21 protein-coding genes and 1 riboswitch are annotated in these 22,697 nt (G+C 31.0%); of the genes, 7 read left to right on the top strand and 14 right to left on the bottom strand.

What is annotated here, in order from left to right; translation table 11 throughout:
* Nucleotides 1-95: 95 nt before the first annotated feature.
* A riboswitch (SAM riboswitch) is annotated at nucleotides 96-209 on the bottom strand.
* A gap of 184 nt (nucleotides 210-393) precedes the next feature.
* The 4 genes from AC3VJB_RS03330 to guaB all read right to left on the bottom strand — a co-directional run bounded on the left by AC3VJB_RS03330 (nucleotide 394) and on the right by guaB (nucleotide 4,701).
* Nucleotides 394-1,959, bottom strand: coding sequence for a protein adenylyltransferase SelO (locus AC3VJB_RS03330; protein WP_497667312.1), 1,566 nt, complete (start codon nucleotides 1,957-1,959; stop codon nucleotides 394-396).
* A 6-nt stretch (nucleotides 1,960-1,965) separates the two neighbouring features.
* The gene (gene msrA / locus AC3VJB_RS03325; RefSeq protein WP_167713940.1) at nucleotides 1,966-2,511 is read right to left on the bottom strand and encodes a peptide-methionine (S)-S-oxide reductase MsrA; all 546 of its coding nucleotides are present in this window, start codon (nucleotides 2,509-2,511) and stop codon (nucleotides 1,966-1,968) included.
* A 14-nt stretch (nucleotides 2,512-2,525) separates the two neighbouring features.
* Nucleotides 2,526-2,972: a peptide-methionine (R)-S-oxide reductase MsrB gene (gene msrB / locus AC3VJB_RS03320; RefSeq protein WP_047789587.1), complete on the bottom strand. Its 447-nt coding sequence runs from the start codon at nucleotides 2,970-2,972 to the stop codon at nucleotides 2,526-2,528.
* Between the two features lie 253 nt (nucleotides 2,973-3,225).
* Complete coding sequence (guaB, locus tag AC3VJB_RS03315) at nucleotides 3,226-4,701, bottom strand: IMP dehydrogenase (RefSeq protein ID WP_167713941.1); 1,476 nt, start codon at nucleotides 4,699-4,701, stop codon at nucleotides 3,226-3,228.
* 247 nt (nucleotides 4,702-4,948) lie between these two features.
* Between guaB and AC3VJB_RS03310 the strand changes: the two genes are divergently transcribed.
* The 3 genes from AC3VJB_RS03310 (at nucleotide 4,949) to AC3VJB_RS03300 (ending at nucleotide 6,687) form a co-directional block, all read left to right on the top strand.
* Complete coding sequence (locus AC3VJB_RS03310; RefSeq protein WP_167713942.1) at nucleotides 4,949-5,704, top strand: hypothetical protein; 756 nt, start codon at nucleotides 4,949-4,951, stop codon at nucleotides 5,702-5,704.
* Between the two features lie 120 nt (nucleotides 5,705-5,824).
* A complete protein-coding gene (locus AC3VJB_RS03305) occupies nucleotides 5,825-6,412 on the top strand; it encodes a hypothetical protein (protein ID WP_167713943.1) in 588 nt (195 codons plus the stop codon).
* 5 nt (nucleotides 6,413-6,417) lie between these two features.
* On the top strand, nucleotides 6,418-6,687 hold the full coding sequence (locus AC3VJB_RS03300; RefSeq protein ID WP_047789511.1) for a hypothetical protein: 270 nt from the start codon (nucleotides 6,418-6,420) through the stop codon (nucleotides 6,685-6,687).
* Here the strand turns inward: AC3VJB_RS03300 and AC3VJB_RS03295 are convergent, their stop codons facing one another.
* The 10 genes from AC3VJB_RS03295 to AC3VJB_RS03250 all read right to left on the bottom strand — a co-directional run bounded on the left by AC3VJB_RS03295 (nucleotide 6,688) and on the right by AC3VJB_RS03250 (nucleotide 19,552).
* Complete coding sequence (locus tag AC3VJB_RS03295) at nucleotides 6,688-7,431, bottom strand: LytR/AlgR family response regulator transcription factor (protein WP_497666752.1); 744 nt, start codon at nucleotides 7,429-7,431, stop codon at nucleotides 6,688-6,690.
* A gap of 3 nt (nucleotides 7,432-7,434) precedes the next feature.
* Nucleotides 7,435-9,150 (bottom strand): tetratricopeptide repeat-containing sensor histidine kinase, encoded by a 1,716-nt coding sequence (locus AC3VJB_RS03290; RefSeq protein WP_497666751.1) that lies wholly within the window; start codon nucleotides 9,148-9,150, stop codon nucleotides 7,435-7,437.
* A 30-nt stretch (nucleotides 9,151-9,180) separates the two neighbouring features.
* Complete coding sequence (locus AC3VJB_RS03285) at nucleotides 9,181-9,672, bottom strand: hypothetical protein (RefSeq protein ID WP_159611589.1); 492 nt, start codon at nucleotides 9,670-9,672, stop codon at nucleotides 9,181-9,183.
* 242 nt (nucleotides 9,673-9,914) lie between these two features.
* A complete protein-coding gene (locus tag AC3VJB_RS03280; protein WP_497666750.1) occupies nucleotides 9,915-12,407 on the bottom strand; it encodes a TonB-dependent receptor domain-containing protein in 2,493 nt (830 codons plus the stop codon).
* The gene (locus tag AC3VJB_RS03275; RefSeq protein ID WP_437824471.1) at nucleotides 12,382-13,749 is read right to left on the bottom strand and encodes an HTTM domain-containing protein; all 1,368 of its coding nucleotides are present in this window, start codon (nucleotides 13,747-13,749) and stop codon (nucleotides 12,382-12,384) included. Before AC3VJB_RS03275 ends, AC3VJB_RS03280 begins: the two co-directional genes overlap by 26 nt.
* Nucleotides 13,742-14,842: an imelysin family protein gene (locus AC3VJB_RS03270; RefSeq protein WP_497666749.1), complete on the bottom strand. Its 1,101-nt coding sequence runs from the start codon at nucleotides 14,840-14,842 to the stop codon at nucleotides 13,742-13,744. Before AC3VJB_RS03270 ends, AC3VJB_RS03275 begins: the two co-directional genes overlap by 8 nt.
* A gap of 105 nt (nucleotides 14,843-14,947) precedes the next feature.
* Complete coding sequence (locus AC3VJB_RS03265; RefSeq protein ID WP_497666748.1) at nucleotides 14,948-16,153, bottom strand: DUF4856 domain-containing protein; 1,206 nt, start codon at nucleotides 16,151-16,153, stop codon at nucleotides 14,948-14,950.
* 133 nt (nucleotides 16,154-16,286) lie between these two features.
* Nucleotides 16,287-17,846 (bottom strand): bifunctional metallophosphatase/5'-nucleotidase, encoded by a 1,560-nt coding sequence (locus AC3VJB_RS03260; RefSeq protein WP_497666747.1) that lies wholly within the window; start codon nucleotides 17,844-17,846, stop codon nucleotides 16,287-16,289.
* Nucleotides 17,847-17,883: 37 nt separating this feature from the next.
* Nucleotides 17,884-18,690, bottom strand: a complete 807-nt coding sequence (locus tag AC3VJB_RS03255; protein ID WP_047789503.1) for a hypothetical protein — start codon at nucleotides 18,688-18,690, stop codon at nucleotides 17,884-17,886.
* A gap of 4 nt (nucleotides 18,691-18,694) precedes the next feature.
* On the bottom strand, nucleotides 18,695-19,552 hold the full coding sequence (locus AC3VJB_RS03250) for a hydroxymethylglutaryl-CoA lyase (RefSeq protein ID WP_047789502.1): 858 nt from the start codon (nucleotides 19,550-19,552) through the stop codon (nucleotides 18,695-18,697).
* A gap of 199 nt (nucleotides 19,553-19,751) precedes the next feature.
* Between AC3VJB_RS03250 and AC3VJB_RS03245 the strand changes: the two genes are divergently transcribed.
* The 4 genes from AC3VJB_RS03245 to AC3VJB_RS03230 are packed head-to-tail and all read left to right on the top strand — an operon-like array spanning nucleotide 19,752 to nucleotide 22,646.
* Nucleotides 19,752-20,318 carry an RNA polymerase sigma factor gene (locus AC3VJB_RS03245; protein WP_394421319.1) on the top strand — a complete coding sequence of 189 codons (567 nt, stop codon included), beginning with the start codon at nucleotides 19,752-19,754 and terminating at the stop codon, nucleotides 20,316-20,318.
* Nucleotides 20,308-20,838, top strand: a complete 531-nt coding sequence (locus tag AC3VJB_RS03240) for a hypothetical protein (RefSeq protein ID WP_394421321.1) — start codon at nucleotides 20,308-20,310, stop codon at nucleotides 20,836-20,838. Before AC3VJB_RS03245 ends, AC3VJB_RS03240 begins: the two co-directional genes overlap by 11 nt.
* Nucleotides 20,825-21,895 (top strand): hypothetical protein, encoded by a 1,071-nt coding sequence (locus tag AC3VJB_RS03235; protein WP_497666746.1) that lies wholly within the window; start codon nucleotides 20,825-20,827, stop codon nucleotides 21,893-21,895. Before AC3VJB_RS03240 ends, AC3VJB_RS03235 begins: the two co-directional genes overlap by 14 nt.
* A gap of 22 nt (nucleotides 21,896-21,917) precedes the next feature.
* The gene (locus AC3VJB_RS03230; RefSeq protein ID WP_437824463.1) at nucleotides 21,918-22,646 is read left to right on the top strand and encodes a head GIN domain-containing protein; all 729 of its coding nucleotides are present in this window, start codon (nucleotides 21,918-21,920) and stop codon (nucleotides 22,644-22,646) included.
* The last annotated feature ends 51 nt before the right edge of the window (nucleotides 22,647-22,697 follow it).

Here is a 22,697-nt window from a genome sequence, read left to right as displayed (position 1 = left end):
AAGCCAAAACACATCTATTTTTAGATGTTGCTTACTAGAAAAATGTTATTAAGAAATTATAAGAAGATTCTTGTAGATATTAAAGAAACTTCTTTGGGTTATCTATCCACGAGTTTTTACGCTCTGGTAGAATTTAGCACCTTCTTTGTTTGCACAAAGGGTTGCTAAGGTTTCATAGGGTCTAATCCCTCCACCTTTCTTGATAACATCGTCAATAAGTGTTTGAACTTTTACGAGCACAAATATTCAATTATAAAAATGGATTTTCCAAATTTATTTTGATTTTTATTTTAAAAAGTGTTTTGAATTATTTTTAAAACAAATAACCAAACAACTTAAAATTAGTATATTACAACGCTTTATTTAAACTGAAATATAATGATTTTTTTTATCTTAAGAACTACAAGATAACATAGAGCATCCTACTTTATTTCGAGCCCATTCTGGTCGTTTTGCGAACCATTTTTCATATTTTGGTTGCTCATCGTAAGGATTTTTGAGCAGTAAATATAACTCATTTAACAATACAAAGTCATTTTTATTTGCATCATCAATGGCTAATTGCGCCATGTAATTTCTGAGTACATATTTCGGATTTACAGCATTCATTTTCTCTTTTTTGTCTTCATCCGAAACAGTTTCGTTTTGTAATCTATCTATATAACTTTGGAACCAGTTTTCCCAAGATTTTTTTATTTCGCCTACAACTTCTAAAGGCATATAAAATGTTTTTTCTATTTTTTTGATTGCCTCCTCTTTGGTATCATTTTTTGAAATCCCTGACAACAATCGGAAAAAAATGGTCATATCAGTTTCTGTTTTTTGAAGTACTTCTTCAAGGTTTGAAACTAACGTTCCATCTAATTCTTGTGAAGAAAAAAGCCCTAATTTTTCTCGCATCATTTGCATATACTTTTCAGGAAACTGCTCTTGGTAATTTTCCAAAACTGCTTCTAAAGGTTCTGCTTCTTCAATTAAAGGATATAAAGCATTTGCCAACTGATATAAATTCCATAAAACCACCTCTGGTTGCGAACCATATCGGTAACGCTTATGGGTATTATCAGTTGTATTTGGTGTCCATCCGTGGTCATAACCTTCCAACCATCCATAAGGTCCATAATCAATGGTTAAACCAAGAATAGACATATTATCGGTATTCATTACTCCATGTACAAAACCTACACGTTGCCAGTGAATAACCATTTCTAAACTACGCTCTGCTACCTCTTTAAAAAAGGAAACATACGTTTCTTTTGAAGGTTCACCTAAATGAGAATAATGATGTTTAATTGTATAATCAACTAGTGTTTTTAATGTTTTTACATCTCCTCTGGCAGGAAATATTTGGTAACTACCAAAACGTAAAAAAGACTCGGCTGTTCTACATACGATCGCTCCTTTTTCATAGGCAGCGTTTCCGTCGTACAATACATCTCTTAATACCTCATCTCCCGACAAAGCTAAAGACAGAGCTCTTGTTGTAGGCACACCTAAATGATACATAGCTTCACTACACAAATACTCACGAATAGAGGAACGCAAGACTGCTAATCCGTCTGCATTTCTCGAATATGGTGTCTCTCCTGCTCCTTTTAACTGCAAAGCCCAGTTTTTATTATCATAGACTGTTTCAAATAAATTAATTGCTCTACCATCTCCTAATTGTCCTGCCCAATGTCCAAATTGATGTCCGCCGTAGCACATCGCATACGGTTGTGTGTTTTTATATACATCATTCCCTGTAAAAACATTCTTAAATTCTTCTGAAGCTATTGCTATTTCTGAAAGTCCTAACTCATTTGCCATTTCATCCGAAACATGAATCATTTTTGGATTGGATGTTTTTTTAGGTGTTACATACGAAAAACAAGCTTCTGTAACCTGTCTTCGAGTATTTTCTTGAATTGGGTCTGCTGGTAATTCTTTAGTAAAGGTATTTTGTATATTGAATTTCAACACGTTCTATTGTTCTTTTAGTTTGTTTGCGTACATTTTTCTAAGTTTAGATAGCTTGGGTGAAATTACTGCAGCACAATACATTTGTTCTTTGTTGTTTTCATAATAATTTTGATGATACTCTTCCGCAGCATGAAATGTAGTTAATGGAGTTATTTCTGTTACAATTTCATCTTCATAATGCGGAGATAATTTTTCTACTACTTTTTCAGCAGTTTGTTGTTGCTCTTCATTCTGATAAAAAATTACTGAACGGTATTGTGTTCCTACATCAGCTCCTTGCCTATTTAAAGTTGTTGGGTCATGACTTGTCATAAACATTACCAACAACTCTTCATAACTTATAATTTCAGGATTAAATGTTGCTTGTACTACTTCTGCGTGTCCTGTTAAACCTGAACAAATTTCTCTATAAGTTGGTGTTCCTGGTACGGTTCCTCCCATATAACCAGATACCACTTCTTCTACTCCTTTTATTTGATTTAAAATAGCTTCTACGCACCAAAAGCAACCGCCACCAACGGTAATTAGTTCTAATTTATTATTTGTCATTTATATACTTTCTTTTATTCAGTATCTAAAATCATTGATGCTGAGTTAATGCAATAACGTAATCCACTAGGTTCTGGTCCGTCAGGAAATACATGTCCTAAATGAGCATCGCAAGTGTTGCACATTACTTCTACGCGTACCATACCAAAAGTAGTATCTTTTTCATATTGAATAGCATTCTCTTTTATAGGTTGCGTAAAACTAGGCCACCCGGTACCTGAACTAAATTTAATCGTTGAATCGAACAAAGGTGTGCCACAGCATACACATTTATATTTGCCAGCATCATAAACACTACACAATGCTCCTGAATTTGGTCTTTCTGTTCCTTTTTGTCTGGTAACTCTAAACTGTTCAGTAGTTAAAAGTTCTTGCCATTCTGTTGCTGTTTTTTCCACTCTTTTATCAGGTGTTGGATTACCATTAACTGCAAAATTAATTACGTCTTTCCAAGTTAAAATTTTGTCGCTCATCCTGCTCTTTCGTTTTATTTAACTTATTAGTAGTTTCTTTTCTTTGTTACTTACAAAGCTACAATTCATTATTTATTATATTGATTTTAATTCTCACTATTTATAAAAAGTGCTTTTACATTTGTTAGGAGTTTAAAAGTGCCCTTTTTACATTAGTTAATAAAGAAGAAAAAATGTTGTAAACAAAAACGCTGTTAGTTTAATTACTAACAGCGTTTTTGTTTTATAGTTTCTTTATAGTTTATCGTCTACTATAGTTAGGTGCTTCTTTAGTAATAGCAACATCGTGTGGATGACTTTCGTTAATTCCACTTGCAGTAATACGAATAAATCTTCCCGTATTTTTTAATGTTTCAATATCTTTTGCTCCACAGTATCCCATACCTGCACGTAACCCACCTACAAATTGGTGAATACTTTCTTGTAATTCTCCTTTGTAAGCTACACGTCCTACAATTCCTTCTGGGACTAATTTTTTAATATCGTCTTCTACATCTTGGAAGTAACGGTCTTTTGATCCTTGTTTCATTGCTTCAACAGATCCCATTCCACGGTACGATTTGAATTTTCTTCCTTCGTAAATAATGGTTTCTCCTGGAGATTCTTTGGTTCCTGCTAATAATGAACCTAACATTACACAGTCTGCTCCAGCCGCAACAGCTTTTGGAATATCACCTGTATAACGAATACCTCCATCAGCAATTACAGGAACTCCACTTCCTTTAATAGCCGCTGCTACTTCTAATACTGCTGAAAATTGTGGGAATCCTACACCTGCAACTACACGAGTTGTACAAATAGATCCTGGTCCTATTCCTACTTTTACTGCATCTGCTCCAGCTTCTACTAAATATTTAGCTGCTTCTGGTGTTGCTATGTTTCCTACAACAACATCTAATTCAGGGAATTTAGCTTTTACTTCTTTTAATACAGAGACCACTCCTTTGGTGTGTCCATGAGCTGTATCAATAATCACAGCATCTACCCCTGCATTTACTAAGGCTTCTGCTCTATCTACTGCATCATGCGTTACACCTAATGCTGCAGCTACACGTAAACGTCCATATGAGTCTTTATTAGCTATTGGTTTTTGTGTAAGCTTTGTAATATCTCTAAAAGTAATTAATCCTACTAGCTTATCATCGTCATTAACAACAGGTAACTTTTCTATTTTGTTTTCTTGTAAGATAACTTCAGCATCTTTTAAAGAAGTTCCTTCTGCAACAGTTACTAAGTTTTCAGAGGTCATAACTTCAACAATAGGACGCTCGTTATTTTTTTCGAAACGCAAATCACGATTCGTTACAATTCCTACTAATTTTCCTGCTTCATCAACAATTGGAATACCTCCAATTTTATGCTCACGCATTGCTTGTTTAGCATCTAAAACGATTGCACTTAACGACAAAGTAATCGGATCGATTATCATTCCGCTTTCTGCACGTTTTACTTTACGAACTTCTTGAGCTTGTTGCTCAATTGTCATATTTTTATGTAACACTCCTATTCCTCCTTCTCTTGCAATAGCAATTGCCATAGCAGATTCGGTTACCGTATCCATAGCTGCTGATACTATTGGAACATTGATTGTTATGTTTCTTGTAAATTTTGTTTGGATTGAAACTTCTCTTGGAAGTACTTCTGAGTAGGCAGGAACTAATAAAACGTCGTCGTACGTTAATCCTTCTCCTAATATTTTAGCTTGATGAGCTTGCATATGCAATCAATTTAGTGTGTTGTTAATTAATTGCATGCAAATATACTACAAATAATGCAAAAATTACCTTTAATTTTAAGTTAAGTAAATCGCTTTATATTTTATCTTTTGTTTATTGCTTTACCCTTCTATCAATAACGCTAATAATCAACTTTTATACGCTCAAGGTTTCTCTGCTTATTCTTTTCTATATCATTCTTAATTTTAGTATGTGTTTACCCTATTCCTATTCATAAACCTACAACTAATGGAGAACAGTACCCCCATAAAAGATACCAAGAAAGTAGTTAACACTACCGATGTTTATCCTAAGGTATTTAAAGAATTAATTACTGAAATTAACAACATGCTATCCTATGCTATTTACAATGGTATTACTATTAATACAGAAGTCAATTCTCTCATTGAAAGTAAGGGTTTAAACGACTTGATAAATGCGCATAATATTCTTGTTAAAAACATTGCTCCTGCAACGCCAAAATCGATAGAATATACTAAAGCACTGCGTGAAGAAGGACAAAACAAATCGATTTTTAGTAAGCTTCCTGTGGTAAGGAACCTTATTTTTTTAGCTCTTTTCTTTTTACTTTTATTTATTGTTACTGCGCTTTCTCCTGATGTAAATAATAACTCATTAGATAAAGGTTTAATGAATAACTCTGGATTACCACTCCTTTTAAACCTCTCCTACTTAGCATCTGTTGCTGGTTTAGGAGTTATTTTTTATTTATTGAAAAGAGTTAGCGATTCTATTAGAGAGTCAACCATGGTTTCTGAAGAGTCTGTTTCTTATTTAGCACAGATAGTACTTGGTATTATTGCTGGACTAATTATGTCGGAAATTATTTCATTTTACACTAAAAGCCCTGAAGACATCAACCTTTTTAATAAAGGTGTTTTAGCACTGATTGGTGGGTTTTCTTCAGAAGCTATTTTTAGCATATTACAAGGCATTATAGATAGAGTTAAATCTATTTTTATTGTACCTAAACCCAATAAATAACTATTACTAAAAATAAAAGAGGTTGCACTGTTAAGTGATTATAATAGAGCTTACAACATACTAACCAAACTTAGCTCAATACTGTAGTAACCTCTTTTTTATTATAAACTAACTATACTTATGAAATACTTTTATGCATCTGTTTTTTCTTTTTTTCTTTTTTCCTGCGCCAGTATTCCAAGCTCTACTGTAACACTTACTAAAGAAGTTATTAAAGAAGCTGATAATATGCATCAACTAAATGTAGCTTTAGTCAACAAAATTTTTGATGAGCGAAAAGAAAAAATCAATTTATTTATTGAAAATAAGTACACCCCTACGCTATTAAAAAAGTTTGAGGGTTTATTACCAGATTCTTTAGATTATAAAAAAGAATTACCTAATATTCTAAATAGTATTGTTCCTATTATTAATCATAAAAAAGATTCGCTTCAAAGTGTATTAGATTTACAAAGACAAGATATTTTAAACCAACTAAACTCTAATTATAGCGATTATAGTAAAGCGACTACTTCGCTTCAAAACTTAATTAACTCTGCGGTAAACATAAAAACTACAGAAAGTGACGCTTTGTCGGCAATAGATCAACTTACAGGTGATAAAATTAATATAAAAAAGGTTGAAAACACCATTAATCAGAGTATTGATAAAACTGGAAGTGCCCTAAATAAATTGATAACCATTGAAAAAGTAATTTCTGAAAAATAACGATTATGAACTCTATAGACTGGAACAATATAGCTAAAGAAGCTGCTTCACAAACTGATGCTGAGTTTAACAAACAATTGGCTAGTTTAACAAACCTAAAGCTTAGCGAAGTGGATGCTTTTATTAAGGAAAGTAAAATTACCAATGCAAACGCCATAAAAACACTTAAACTTATTGATGATGCTACTATTAGTAATAATGAAAAAGCCAAAGCTATTTCTAATATTGAAAATGGCTTTGGCTTTGTTATAAGTTTAGTTTCTAAAGTGGTATAACTACCTAAAAATTGTATTGTCTTTTATAAATGCTGTTTTGTAACGCTCACTAAAGAGTATTTTTTCATCATTATCTAAGACAATAAGATTATCTTCAAAGTAAATTTCTTTGATTTTCTTTACGTTAACTAAGTAATTTCTATGTACTTGTCTAAAATCTGGATTAGATAGCATGTCTTTTAGCTTGGTTAGCGATAACTTTATTAGATAATTTCCTGAGTCGCAAATTATACTACAGTATTTTTCCTTTACTTCTACATAATTAATAGCAGCTACATCTACTTTAACCACGCTTCTTTTCTTCTTTATAAATAAAAAAGACGGACTTATTACACCATTGTTTGATGCTAAACTAATACTGTTGTTTTGTTGATAACACGACTCAATTGCCAATTCTAAAGAAAATAACAATTCTAATTTGTTATATGGCTTTAAAAGATATACTAACGGATTGGTTAGTTTTGCTTCATCAAAAATTTCTCTTCCTTGCATACTTGTTAGGAATAAAAAAGGCACATTAATTCCTTCTTTATTCAAACGGTGTGCTAACGAAATTCCGTCTGGTCTTCCGTTTATCATGATGTCTAAAATAATAACATCAAAAAAGCGGCTTCTAATTAACTTTTCTGCTTCTACCGCATTTTTTGCTAATGATACTTCGTAGTCATTATCTTCTAAAAAAGAAGAAAGTTCTAAAGCTTCTTCTTCTAAGTCTTCTAGCAATAGTAATTGTAGTCTTTTCATAATTTATGCGCTTGCGTTGGGTAACAAAATTCGTATAGTTGTCCCCACTTCCAACTCACTATCTATGAGTAATTTTCCATTATTCTTTTTAATTAGTGTTTGACACAGTAACATACCCAAACCTACCCCTTCAGATCTGTTAATTTTGTCAATACTTAAGTCTTCTAATCTTTTTATTTTCGCTAATTTTTCTTCTGAAATTCCAAAACCTGTATCTTTAACCTCAATTGTACTAAATTCTTTAGAGTCGTTATAGGTTTTTACTTCAATCTTGCCGTTTTCTCCTGTGTATTTTAGTGCATTATCTAACAAATTTCTCAATACTATTTTCAAGGATTCCTTATCTGCCTTTACCAAAATAGTAGCCTCTAACATGGTAGTTAGTGCAATGTTTTTAGCTTCTGCAATTTCTTCAAAGTTATAAACAGCCTGTTCTACCAATGGTTTCAAAGGATATTCTTCTGCCTTAAACGATAACTGATTGTTTTGCTCTAACGACCAATGCAATACGTTGTTTAATAAGTGACTTGTACTTTCTGTTAATGCAATAGCATTGTTGGTTGTTTCACTTACCACATCGTATTCTTTGTTTTTTAATTGTCGTTTTAGCTTTTCGTGCTGTCGTTTAATTGTATTAATTGGTGAACGTAAATCGTGAGACACTACAGAAAATAAATAGTCTTTCGTTTTGTTAGCTACGTTTAACTCCTCTTTTTGCTGGGTTATAAATCTATTTTTACTTCTTAACTCTCTATAAAAATAACCTAAAAACCCGAGAAAAACTAATAAACCCGAAGCTCCAATTACTAAACTCTTTTGCACTACCGCTTGACGTTTTAACTGTTCTTCTTGTAAAACGATTTCTTGTTGCTTTTGAGCTACGGCTAATTGTTTGTCTTTTTCTGTAAGCTCCCAAATTTTATCGCGGTTCCAAATAGAGTCTTTCCAACGACCGTATTCTATATAATAGTCTACACTTTTTTGGTAGTTTTTTCTATTCTTCTCTATAACCGCCATGTTTTTGGCTGTATATTGTTTAAGTTCTAAATCAGAAAATAATTTTGCTAGCTCATACGCTTCTTTAAATAACGGAATCGCCTCATCATCTAAATATTGATTATAATAGACATTTGCTAAATCCATTTTAGTTCTTATAATAGTAGCTGTATCTCTAGCCTGAACTAAATTCAATTCTTTTTGAAAATATTCCTTTGCTTTAATATATTCTTTTTTATGAAGATAACTTAAGCCTAAGTCATGAAATGCTTCTTTTTTTATTCTAGCATTAGTTGTAGAACTATTTTTTTCCCATTCCAATAAAACCGTAATTGCTTCATCATATTCCTTTAAATTTAGATAGCACCATCCTAACTTTATTTTTTTTAAATTTTTAAAAAAAGTATTATCTGATATTGACAAAAAACTACTAAGTGCTTTTTTTGTTAAACCTTTATTAATAGCACTTACTCCCTGAATATAATTAAGTATATCTTTCTCTATTATAGAACTTGTCCTATTTAATAATTTTGAAGAGTATACATAACAAGAATCAAACTTTCTTTCTTTTTGAAACTTAATTAATTTGCAGAAATCTGTATTTTTAGTGAAACGACAAATAGAATCACTTTTTGAATAGAAAAAATCTAAATCTTTAACTTCAATTTTTGACTGTCCAAATATTAAAGTACTGAAAGAAAAAAAAGAAAATACATAAAGCAACAAACACCTTTTCGAACACATATAATTCTTCTATTCCTGTGGTTTAGAAGGCGCAGTTACAGTTCCCCTATCCGTTTCAGGATCATCATTTTCACTACGTACTAAAATCATATCTACAGATGGAGTTCCTTCATCCAATTGATAGGCAAACTGTACATAATATAAATCGTACTGGCTAGCTACTTCATCGCAATTAAACTCTACTCTAAAATCTCTACAACTTACCGTATCGTATCCACCATCTTTGTTTAAGATTTGTGCTGGCATTACTCCATAGTAATTTAAATAGATTTCATTTCCTTGTAGTTGTAATCCGTTTGTGTTATCTACTGGGTTTAATGTGTTATCTGGTAAATATGCTAAAACCGTTACGGTGTTAGGAGTTGCACTGTTTCCTGATTCATCTCTAGACATGTTAACTAAAGGACCTGTAGGTACATTATCAACACTAATATTGGTGTCAAATTTTCTAAAATCTTTTAATGTTAATGTAACTCCGTTAACGTTTACTGGGTTTCCCATGTTTTTATAATTTTAATTTGGTTATTGGCTAAATTTACAATTATAAAAAGAAAAGAAAAAATAGTTTGTTAATAATTTATAGAGGAGTATCTAGATAAATACTCCTCTATAAAACTCCTAGTTCTTCCGCTAGCAAAGCAAATATTATTAATAGTTTTCGAAAGCCTTTATTAACACGATAAAGCTGTTATATTAATACCTTATAAATAATAAAGGGAGAAACCGAAGCTTCTCCCTTTATTTTAAATTTTAAACTGTAATGTTACATACCAGTTTCTCGGAGCGGATGGTATAATACCTGGTCCAGGGTACCCTGTTGCTCTACGTGTAAAGTATTTTTCGTCTAACAGGTTATTTACTCCTGTTTCTAGCTTCCATTTTTTATACGAATATGAAAAAGAAGCATCTACAATTGTATATGCTGGTATAGGACCTATTGTTCCGTAACTAGGATGTGTGCTATCTACTGTTGCATGTGTAGCATCTGTTTGTTGCTCAGACAAATGCGTTAACTGTAAGCTACTTAAAAAGTTTTTATATCCAAACTTTACTCCTGTTTTTAAGTTTAGGTTCGGTATAAACTCTACTTGATTTCCTATTACTGATTTTTCTAATGAATCTGTATATTCTGATTGTGTTAACGCTAGGTTTACATAGGTATTTAGCACGTAGTTTGATGACAGTTTAAATGCATTTGCCAAACTAACATCTGTAAAACCTTCAAAACCATAAATAAAAGCGTCTCCTACATTAGTTCTTAACCTATCTCCTGCATCGGGTCCGCTACTTACCCAAAAAATTCCGATTCTTTTATTGTAAAACAGTCCAAATCCGCTTAGATCGTAGGTTACTATGTTTTTAACTTTCCCTCTTATTCCAATATCTGCTGTGCCTCCTTCTTCATCATCTATGTTTTCATCTACTTTAAAAGTAGGACTTACCGTACGGATGTCATTAAAGGTTACTGAACGGTAGTTTTGAGAAGCATTTGCATAAACTTCTAACTTTGTTGATGGTTTATAACTTGCACCAATACCAAATAAAGCAAAGCTTCTTTCTTTTGTTCTATCGTCTCTAAACGTATTAATTCCGTTAGGTAACGGCACTCCGTTTTGTAGATCTTCATTATTCCACAATACTGTTTTATAATCTCCGTTACTTCCTGTTTTTATGTATTCTAATCTAAATCCAGGAGTTATTGAAAATTTATCTGATAGTTTAAAAATATGTTCTCCAAATAATGCTACGTTCGTATTGGGGAATTTAAAATTAGATGAGGCATAGGCATCTACATCTGCAAATGTAAAGTTTGCATCTACACCATTAGATCCAGCTCCTTGTTGTTCAGAATTATTTGCTTTGTAATATTTTACACCTAGTAAATAAGTATTCTTTTGCCCTCTAAAATCATAGTTTGATAAAAAGCGAATTTCTGTTCCCCAGTTTTTATATTGCCCGTTAATTAAATCTCTCGTAGCATAATTTCCATCTGCAAAAGGTTCATCTACATACGTTATAGGACTTACATTACTTGATTTATAATTTCCTCTAAACCCTATGGCTTTTCTCGAAGCATTTAACCCAAATAAGTTAACACTTAGGCGCGTGTCTTCTGTAAAATTATGGTCTAGTTTTACCGTCCACAAATTCCAGTTTACACGAAACCAATTTCTTGATCTGTTACTTTGAAAAGGATCTTCATTAAACATTTTATCATTTAACCCTCCTGCTTGTTTAGCTAAATAATTTAAATATGTTGCCTCTACTGTTAAAGTTGTTTTTTCTGATAGTTTATGATTTACATGACCATAAATATTTATTGAATTAAATTCTGAATTTGGTCTAAAACCATCTCCTCGTTTATAATTTATGTAACCGTAATAACCTGTTTTATCAACTGTACCTCCAACACTATTAAAAGAATTGAAAAGACCGAAAGATCCTGTAGATTGTCTTGTTATGAACTCAAATTCTTTACTCTTATTAGGTTCATTAAATTTAAAATTTAATAAGCCTCCAAATTGTGTTCCGTATTGTAATGATGCAGCTCCTCTTACAATTTGTATTTCTTGTAAGGCTTCTGCTGGTGGTGTGTAATAACTTTCTGGATATCCTAATACATCTGCACTAATGTCGTAACCGTTTTGTCGTGTATTAAAGTTTGATGTTCTGTTAGGATCCAAGCCTCTACCTCCAATGTTTAACTGTAATCCTGCATCATCATTTTCGTAAATATTGAGTCCAACTACTTGACTGTATATTTGGCGTGCGTTATTAGCTGCTTTGTTTCCTACTGTTTGGTCTAATAAAACTACCTCTGTTTTTTTTCCTTCGTAAATGGCAGTTCCTTCTACTGCTTTTAATCTTTTTAAACTAAATACTTTTCTTAGTCTTTGATTGATAATTACTTCTGATAATTCTTCATCTAACTTTAAAAGTGTTATGTTTTCTACAATATTTTTATTTGTAATAGTTAGTGCATGTTCTTTTATTTCGAAATTATAAGAAAAGAATACCAATGAATAGTTTCCTGATTGCAATGGTTTGGTTTTATAATTTCCTTGAACATCTGATATTGCTAACTTTCCGCCTGAAGCATCAAAAACTTCAACATTATTAATAGGGTTCCCTTTTTCATCAATTATTTTTCCTGAAATGGTATATTGTGCTACTACTGTTTGCACAGCTAAAAATAAGGTAAAAATAATGCTACAGGCCTTTAATTTTGATTTCATGATTAAATGGTATAATCCAATTTTTATGTTTAAAACTTTCTTTTTGTTGGTATAAATCTACTTTTGGATCTATAAATTGTGTGCTAAGTCGACCGTTTAATGTTACATAACTATCTACATATACTTTAGGGTTTTTCATTCCTTTTTTCTTGTAGGTGTCTCCTAAAAAATGAGCAAATTCAAGTATAAAATCTGATTGAAAACTCATTTGTTTTTCTTGTAATGTTGTTAAATAATCGCTATTATCAATATATACTTGCTTTTTTGTTTCTTCATCAATTATTTTAAACTCTGCATAGCCTGCTTTTTCTGTTAACATAACACGCCAAGAAAAACGGTATCCTTCTTCAGTCCAAAATAACTCTCCGGGGTACAACAAATACCTAAAAGGAATAATGATTTGTAGTATAAAAAATAATATTAAAAATTTTCTTGTTAATGTTAGTTTTTGGGTAGTTACCAAGGTTTTTCCTTGATCGAAATAATCCTTAGAAATTCTAAATATGGCTGCTATGATATTTAGTATTCTATGGTGCACTTTTGGATTGAAAAATATAATGGTTGAGACAATCATTATATAAGGGAACATTCCTATTGAAAATAGTATTCTTGTAAATACATGAAATATAACTACTGCAATAAACGCTATTGTGCGTGTTCGTTTATTTAATAATAAGAAAGGTATTATTAAATCGTATATGGCTCCTGCCCAGCTCATAGCAAAGTGAAACCATGTTTTAGCCATTAAAAAACCTACTAACGGTAAATTGTTTTGTACGGGTAACCATATATTTAATGGTGATGCTCTAAACAACCAATCAGAATTTAGTTTTGCTAATCCTGCATAAAAATATACAATACCTAATAGTAATTTTATAGCATCTATAGTCCAATTAGGTATTTTTTGATAGGCTATTTTCTCGTTTTGTTTTGCATCTACAGAAAAATAAGCATTTGCTGGTAAAAAAATTAGAATAAATGCTACTAAACTTACAAAGTAATAATGGTTTAAATAATAACTTTTATCCATTAATTCTATGTAGGTAAAGCTTAAAAAAAAGATAATTGCTGCTGCTCTATATTTATAACCTAACATTATAAATAGTGCAGCTATTGCACAAATTAAAAATAATAAGTAAGTGTAATTACCTAATGGTTTTATATACTCGAATCCGTAGTATGAAAAGAAAAATTTTGGTTTTATATACTGTTCCTCTATCCATCCGTTTAACCAAAAACGTAGTATGCTACAAAACATCATAAAACCAAAAAAAATACGAAATACTGCAAGTGGAGCAGCTTCCGTATTTTTTTTGAAGTATTTTTGTAATGTATTAATCATTATCAGCGTCGCTCGAAGTATTTTTAATACTCATAGCACTCATCATATCTGGTTTAAAGTTTTTTAATACTGTTTGCATAGCCTCATAAGTATTTAAAAACACATTTTTGTCATTTTGAATTTGATCTGTAAAATCATCTTTTAATAAACTTGCCTTATCTTCTAAATTTGTAAAGTTTGTGTTTATTAAATCTGCTAAATCTTTTCTTTTTAGAAATTCAAGATATTGCTGTAAACTTTTACCGTTATTTCCATTATAACCTATTCCTTTATAAAAGTTTTTTGTTGCTGTTAATGCGGTTATAAATAATTCTTTAGAAATGTCTTTTTTATAAAATCCTTCAACCAAGGTTACATCTGGTATACCTGTTCTTGCTCCTGATGGATTGGCTATTTTAGGGTCTCTTAATTGTTTTTCAAAAAAAGCTACAACATAAAAGTTTACTAATTTATCTACACTACTTGATATTGAGTATCCATCATTTTCAATAAAAGTTTGCTTGTAACCTCCGTTCCAATCATCCTTAACTTGTTTAGATAAATTATAAACTCTGTTACTTACATCTTTTAAGTATTGTTTATACTTAGCTGCATTTTCTGCTGTTGTGTAAAAAGTTACAGTTTCCTCATCAGTCCCTTTCCCGTTAAGTAAATAGTCTAAAGCTGGAAAACCTTGTACACTTATTAAATTAGGTGACTCTAGGTTATAAGTCCCTGACTTAGCATAATCATCTAATTGAGTAGCGTTAGTTGGTATTGTGTTCATATAACCAACCATGTTTATCTCTTGAGCCTTACCTACTTGATATAAAGAAACTTTTTGCCAAGTTACGTAAGCATTTTTCCAAGCAGTTCTTGCTTCAACTAAATTAGCTGTGCTTACTGTTGTTGTAAATTTATTTATTGCTTCGTTTAATAATTGTGTTTTCTCTACAAAATCATTGTATCCTGGAATAATCATTTGATCAGCCCAAAAAGTCAACATCTCTTTTCTATTAAAATCATCTGGGTTTGATGTACTAGGATTATCGCTACTACTTGAGCTACATGCAACGATTAAAGAAAGTACACATATGTATACGATTTTTTTCATTTTGTCTTAATTAATTTTTTATTAATCTAAATAAACACGCAAAAATAAAAAAAAATAGCCATGTAACTATACATGGCTATTTTAATTTATCTTAATTTAATGGTTTTAATCGTTTAAACTAACTACATCTTCTGTTGTGAATCCAAAATAGGTTCCTAATCTAGATGCAATTTGGTCTAATTGATCGTCTGTAATAGACCATAAACCATTATCAGCTTCTAACATTGCGATAGTTCCTGCTATTTGGTTTTTTTCAACTTGTTGTCCATTAATTTCAACAAATCTTAAAGATTGTAAAAAACCGTATGCTTCTGATAATGCATGTAAACTATTTGCATCTTTAGCTCCTTTTCCTTTTAATAGGTAATGTGCAGCCATAACCCCTATTACTTTAGATACTGATGCTCTAATAGTTTCAGCTTGCTTACTTGCTAATTCATAATCATTAGCATCTACTGCTGCTCTTCCTAATTTGAATGCATTATAAACATCATCAAAAATTCCTTTAAACTTACTATCATTATCAACACTTTTAATATATGAGTTTAGGAAGCCTTTTCTGTCGTCTAAAGAATTAACTGGTTTTGCAGGATCTTCTTCTAAACCAAATAAATACCCATAAGCTTCATCCCAACCATGTTGTAAAGCTGTATAATTTTTGGTATCATCTCCTTTGTATGGTTTTCCTGCTTCATGATCTGCTTTATTATCATCAATAAATTTTTGAGAAACATACTTGTTTATCATTTGATCTGCAATTACAGCTCCTATTAATGTTTTAGCTACTGCTTGATTGTACTCAACCCCTTTAGCACTTACATGAACTTCTCTACTACCTGTAGTTAATTTTCCTGCTGTACCAGCAGCAGCATCTGTATTCCAATTAGCATATACCTCTGTTGCATGGTCTTTAATCCACCCATCCATTTTCAGTCTTAACTCATCTGTTTCAACAGCATCTACGTTAGAGTTTGTTGCAGATGCAACTGTTCCTCTTAATTTTTTACCACTCTCATTTACAGATTTATTATTAGATGGTACAGTACCTGCAAATCCTTTTCCATCTTTAAACATTTCTATTAATTGAGCTTCTGTTTTTGTATTGGTTCCTAAAGCGGACTTTAATTCTGACGCCATTACTAAACGTGCTTCTTGCCCAGTAAAACTTACATTTGACTTACCGTCTTTACCAGTAAACGCATAAGTAGCTGGAGCTTCCACTGGTGGTTTTACATCATTATCATTATCGTCTGAACAAGATGTAAATACTAGAGCTGATATAGCTAACATTGAAAGAAATACTCTTTTCATTTTATTTAGATTAAGTTTTAATTAAATTTACTGGCAAATTTATGTAAGAAATTTATTTCACCAAATCTTATTAAGACTTATTTTAAATAATTTTTAACATATTTTACTTAGTTACACATGAAGTAAAATTAATCTATTTATTTTTTTCAAAAAGGTTTACAACTGCTTTACGGATATCATAAGCCATTTCATCTTTTTTTGGTTTATAAATATGTATTACATCTTTACTTTTATTTGAAAGTATAGGTATATCAAGACCTCTTAATAAATAATCTGAAAAAGCAACTGTATAGTTTTTATCTTCTTGAAGTTTTCCTTTTTTAAGAATCCATTTTCCGTTTTCTTTCTTAGCATTAAATCGTTGTAAGTAGGCACCTGTTCCTGAAGCAGCTTCTCCAAAGTCCAACACTTCTTTTAATAGACTTCCTTTGATTTCTACTTTTAAAACTTCACCTCCATAAGGCAAAACTCTGAAAATATCAACGGCATTTATATCTCCTGCTAGTACATCATCTATCCTAACAGAACCTCCGTTTACTAATGCACAGTCAACTTCGTTATTGTATGCTAAACTCATAGACTCAGCTATAATCTTACCCATATTTGTTTGAACACTTCTAATAGTACTTTCTCTTGCATCAAGAGGTTCTTTAGCTGTATATATAACTTCATAAGGATTAGAAACTACTTCTTGAATTTTACTTTGTAAAACAACCTGCCATTTATCAACTACAGCTTTTACTTTTTTATTTGAAATTATCGAATCGTTAATCTCTTTTAACTCTGACTTAAATTGAGTTTTCTTAGTTGCTGGATCATATTCAAATCTATGAATATAGACCGTTTTAGCATTTGCATCTGCTTTGGTAATTACTACCTCTCCTACTTTATCGTAACTATTGGTATGCTCATGTCCACCCATTATTAAAGGCACATTAGGTAATATTTTTGCTATTTCTTTGTCTTGAGTTAGCGAAGCATGGGTTAACCCAATAACTATATCAACATTATCTTTAATCTCATTATATGCCTGCTTTATTTCTTCGTACATATCTCCATAATATACATAACTCTTAGGGTTGGAAGGTATACAAACACTTATAAAACCTACCTTTAATTTTGTACCATCTGGATTTACAAATTCTTTTATATAAGAATCTTTTAAACTATGTTTTTCTCCATCAATTATTTTATGAAAATACGAGTGTTTACCATCTATGTTATGCAAAACATTAGCGGAAATCCATTCAAATTTACTCTCGTTTAACCTCGCTTGTAAGTGTGTGTAACTTAAATCGAATTCATGATTACCAAAAGCAACTAAATCAAAATTCATAGCATTCATAACTTCTACCATTTGTTTTCCTCTTACTCGTTCTCCATTATACTTCATTGTTCCAAGCAAAGAAGGTGATAAAAAATCTCCTGCCAACACTAACATTGTTTGTTCATTTTCTTTAAGTAAGTCTTGGTGTACGGTTTCCACCCGTGCCATTCCGCCATATTTATCTCCTTGTATTGGCGCTATTTCATAAACATCATTTAACTGAAGTATTGTAAAGTACGTTTTATCGGCATCTTTTGTAAACTGATATTTGTTTGTAGAAGCATTAGCTGTTTTTTTATTTAAATTACAACTAACTATAAACAAAAAGATTATGGGAAATACTATAAGAATTCTAACTTGTTTCATTTGATTTTACTTTGATAAAGAAATCAAATTTACAAATTTAGTGAAGATATTGACGTGTGTTTTGCCTAATCATTTTTCTGTATTCTACCAATTCAGGGAATTGATAAAAGAAATTTATTTTTTTATGCGCTATAGTTCTAGGCTTCTTTATTTTAGGCCTTAACACAAAAGCTGTCCAGCTTTCTACGATGTCTTCTTCTGGACTTTCTGCTGCATAGTCTGTAAGAAACTCTGTTCTGTTATTTAAATATAAATCATATAGTTTTTCTACACAATTTGCCTCTGTATAACAGTATTTTCGTTGAATAACATCCCAACGGTTTAAAAGGGCTCCTTTCCAAAAAATATTAACAAACCTGTTAATATAACTATCTTTATAAGCCTCTCCCTCATGAGTTAAATATAACTCTCCTTCTTCTTGCTTTCTTTTATTCGTTGGCCTTATTTGAGTTCTATTAAGTGTTAACAAATGTCCAAACTCATGAACTAAGGTATAAACAGACTCGTGTAATCTTCTTTTATCTTTAGTTTCAAAGTTTACATCTCTAATATCAATTTCTAATTGCCATTTATCATTTTTTGAACTCAAAGCTACTAAAGCACCTGTTTTTTCATCAACCCCATCTGTCATTAAAACAATACGCTTTATATATTTTTGAGTGAGCTCTTTTGGAAAAATTCTATTAAACTCACTCCAATAATAAGAAGCTAATTCATCACTTACAGAATGATTTTTAATTATTTTATTGCCTTTCACGTCCCATACTCCTATTCTTTCACTATCAACAGATTGAGAAAAAGCTGAAATAAAGAAAAAAAGAAAAACAATATTTAATTTCATCATTTTTTTAAAAAACTTCTAGGGCTTTATTATATGCACTTTCAAAACTCATTGGTTTTATATTAGTTATTACTTTATTTGATGTAAAGTAAGATAACAATTTCTCCGTAGGCATATTACCTGTTAAATCATCTTTAGCCATTGGACACCCCCCATACCCTTTAATAGCTCCATCAAAACGTCGACAACCTGCCTTAAATGCACTATCAACTTTTTCGTGCCACTTAATTGGTGTAGTATGTAAATGAGCTCCAAATTCTATTTGAGGGTAACTTGGTATTAGATTTGAGAATAAATAATCTATATCTTCAGGTGTTGAGCTTCCAATTGTATCTGACAAAGATAATATTTTAACACCAAACGACGAAAGTTTTTCGGTCCATTCTCCAACTATCTCGACACTCCAAGGATCTCCATACGGATTTCCAAATCCCATTGACAAATAAGCTACGACCTCTTTATTTGTTCGATTAGCAATAGCTAATACCTCTTTTAGGGTATCTATAGATTGGTCAATTGTTTTGTGCGTGTTCCGCATTTGAAAGTTTTCTGATATTGAAAAAGGGTATCCTAAATAATCTATTTCTTCAAATTGTGAAGCATCATTTGCTCCTCGAACATTTGCTACAATTGCTAAAAGTTTACTTGTAGTAGTAGATAAATCTAACATCGATAAAACTTCAGCTGTATCTCTCATTTGCGGAATTGCCTTTGGTGATACAAAACTTCCAAAATCAATAGTGTCAAACCCTACTTTTAACAGTGAATTAATATACTTAGCCTTTGCCTCTGTAGGAATAAAATGACTTTTAATTCCTTGCATTGCGTCCCTTGGACATTCAATAATTTTAACACTATTCACCATTGTGTCAAATATACATATTTTGATTCATTTTTTCACTTGTCTTAATCTTCCGATCCCTAACAAAAAACAAAACACACAACACTTTAATTATCAACAAAATATCAATATAAAATTTAAAACTATAAAAAATATTTTACTTTTATTGATGTAAACTGTCACAATTTTAAAGTTAAATTGTCTCTAGTGTAGAATGATTTTATTGGAGTCTCAACATACACATATTAACCAACTAATCGAACGCTGTAAAAAGAACGATAATGCTGCTCAGATGCAGGTTTATCAAAACTATTACAAAGCTATGTATAATACGTCATATCGTATCTTAAAAGACGAGTTTGAGGCTGAAGATTTAATCCAAGAAGCATTTTTAACTGCTTTCATGAAGTTAGATAGCTTTAAAGGTGAGGTTACTTTTGGTGCATGGTTAAAAAGAATTGTGATTAATAAAAGTTTAACCCAATTAAAGAAAGTTACTCGATATGATGAAGTACGAATGGATGTGATTCCTAGCTACGAAGTAGAAGATATTGAGATAGACTATAGTTCTTTAGAAGTTAAAAGAGTTATAAGCTGTTTGCAAAGTTTAAAGGATAATTACAGAATTGTATTGACCTTGAACCTTGTTGAAGGTTATGATTATGATGAAATCGCTCAGATATTAAATTACACCAATGAAAATGTGCGAACAACAATATCTAGAGCAAAAAAGAAATTAAAACAAGTATTAGCTGCTAATACTAATAAAAAACAAGTATATGGAGGATAAACTACATCAGTTTTTTAAAGAAAATGATTTTGATGTTTTCGAGCCTCATCAAGGACATTTAAATCGATTTCAACGAAAACTAAAGTCGCCAAAACAAGCTAAAAGGGCATCTTATTTTTGGATGAGCATAGCAGCGTCAATCGTATTAATTTTAGGATTTTATCTTGGTAGTTACCAACAAAAAAACACCTACGACTTAGCCGATATTTCGCCCAAAATGGCAGAAGCTCAAAACTTTTTTGTTACAACTATAAATCAAGAATTAAAGGAAGTTGAACAATATAGAAATTTAGAAACCGAAATGGTTATTGAAGATTCTTTAAATGAAATTGAAGAGCTAGAAGACCAATACAAAACGCTCGTAAAAGAACTATCTAAAAGAGAAAATAAACATCAAATTATCAGAGAAATGATACAAAATTATCAACAACGATTAGATGTGTTAGAAAAACTTCTTTTACGATTAGAATTACAACAAAACCCAGCAAAATTAGAAATATTAGAAGATGAAATTATATAAAGTACTTTTCCTACTCCTGTTCATTCCTACTCTTTTAGTAGCTAATGATAAAAAACACGAAAAAAGCAAAAACATACGTAAAACATTTTCTGTTAACAAAAACGCAACCTTATACATTAACAATAAATATGGTAATGTAAATGTAGCTACTTGGAACGAAAACAGAATAGAAATTAACGTCAAAATAACTGTTAAGGGTAATGACTTATCTAATGTTGAACGTAAGTTAAAAGCAATTGATGTTCAATTTGAAGCTACACCTAGCTTAGTAGAAGCCAGAACCATTATTGAAAAAACAAAATCAAGCTGGTCTTGGTGGGGTAGTAATAACACCAACTACAAAATTAACTACTTTGTTAAAATGCCAATCACCAACAATGCTGATTTAAATAATAAATACGGAAACATTGAGCTGGATAAATTAGAAGGTAAGTCTAATATTAATTGTGATTATGGTAAAATACAAATTGACCAATTATTAAATGAAACTAATAACATTAATTTAGATTACTGTGGTACTTCTGAAATTAACTTTATGAAATCAGGAAACTTAAGTGTTGACTACTCTAAGTTAACCATTCAAAAATCAGAAAATTTAAAAGTAAACGCAGATTATTCTACCATGAAAATTGGTACTGCAACCGATGTTGATTTTAATAGTGATTATGGAAGTATTTCTGTAGATAATGCCTCAGGCATTAATGGTAATTCTGATTATGCTAGCATAAAAATAGGTACTATTAGAAAAAACTTGAAAGTTAATACCGATTATGGTAGTGTTAGAGTTAGAAATATTAAAAAAGGCTTTGAAAGTGTTGTTATTGATGGAAGTTATGCAGGAATTAAACTTGGCACGAATAGTAACAACAACTTTACTTTTACTGTTGATTTAGGTTATGCTGGATTTGGATATCCTGAAAACTATGTAAACATGTTTAAAAGCATTAATAAGTCATCAAAAAAATACTACGAAGGAACTTTTGGTAAAGGAAATTCTAATTCTACCATTTCCATAAAATCTAAATACGGAGGTGTTTCTTTAAAATTAAATGATTAACCAACTTACAAATTATATTACAATGAAAAAATTAGCAATCTTATTATTATCTCTTTTTTTTAGCTTTCAAACACAAGCACAAAGCTGGTGGAATTCAAAAAAAATTAAAGGAAACGGTAAAGTTACTACAGAAACTAGAAAAATTGGTTCTTTTGACAAAGTAAACATTGGAGGTTCATTTGATGTTTATTTAATTAACGGAATCGAAGGTAAAGTAACCTTAGAAGGAGAAGAAAATATTTTAAAGTACATTGAAACTGAAGTTAAAAACGGAAAACTAAATGTACACTTCAAACAAAACACCAATATTAAAGCCACAAAAAAACTAACAGTAACTATTCCTTTTGAAAAAATTGAAGCCGTAGCTTTAGGAGGATCAGGAAATATAATTGCAAAAAAACGTATTAAGGCTGATGTAATTTCTTTTGGTTTAGGAGGTTCCGGAAATATTATAGCCAGTGTAGACGCTAATACTGTTAAAACTTCTATTGGCGGTTCTGGAAACATTAAACTAAAAGGGAAAAGTGACAACTTAAAATGTTCTATTGGTGGTTCAGGAAATATAAAAGCATACGATTTAAAAACAAGTTCTTTAAAAGCTAGTATTGCTGGGTCTGGTGATATATCAGTAACCGTTAACAATAGAATTAAAGCTACAATAGTAGGGTCTGGAAGTATATATTATAAAGGAAACCCTTCAGACATAGATAAGACTTCTTTAGGCTCTGGAAATGTTATTGATAGAAATTAAAGTATCTTACTATATAAAAACTCCGCTGTAAGTTTACAGCGGAGTTTTTTA

The sequence above is a fragment of the Tenacibaculum sp. TB-53 genome (assembly GCF_059716285.2).
This window is presented reverse-complemented; position numbering and strand designations above follow the sequence as displayed.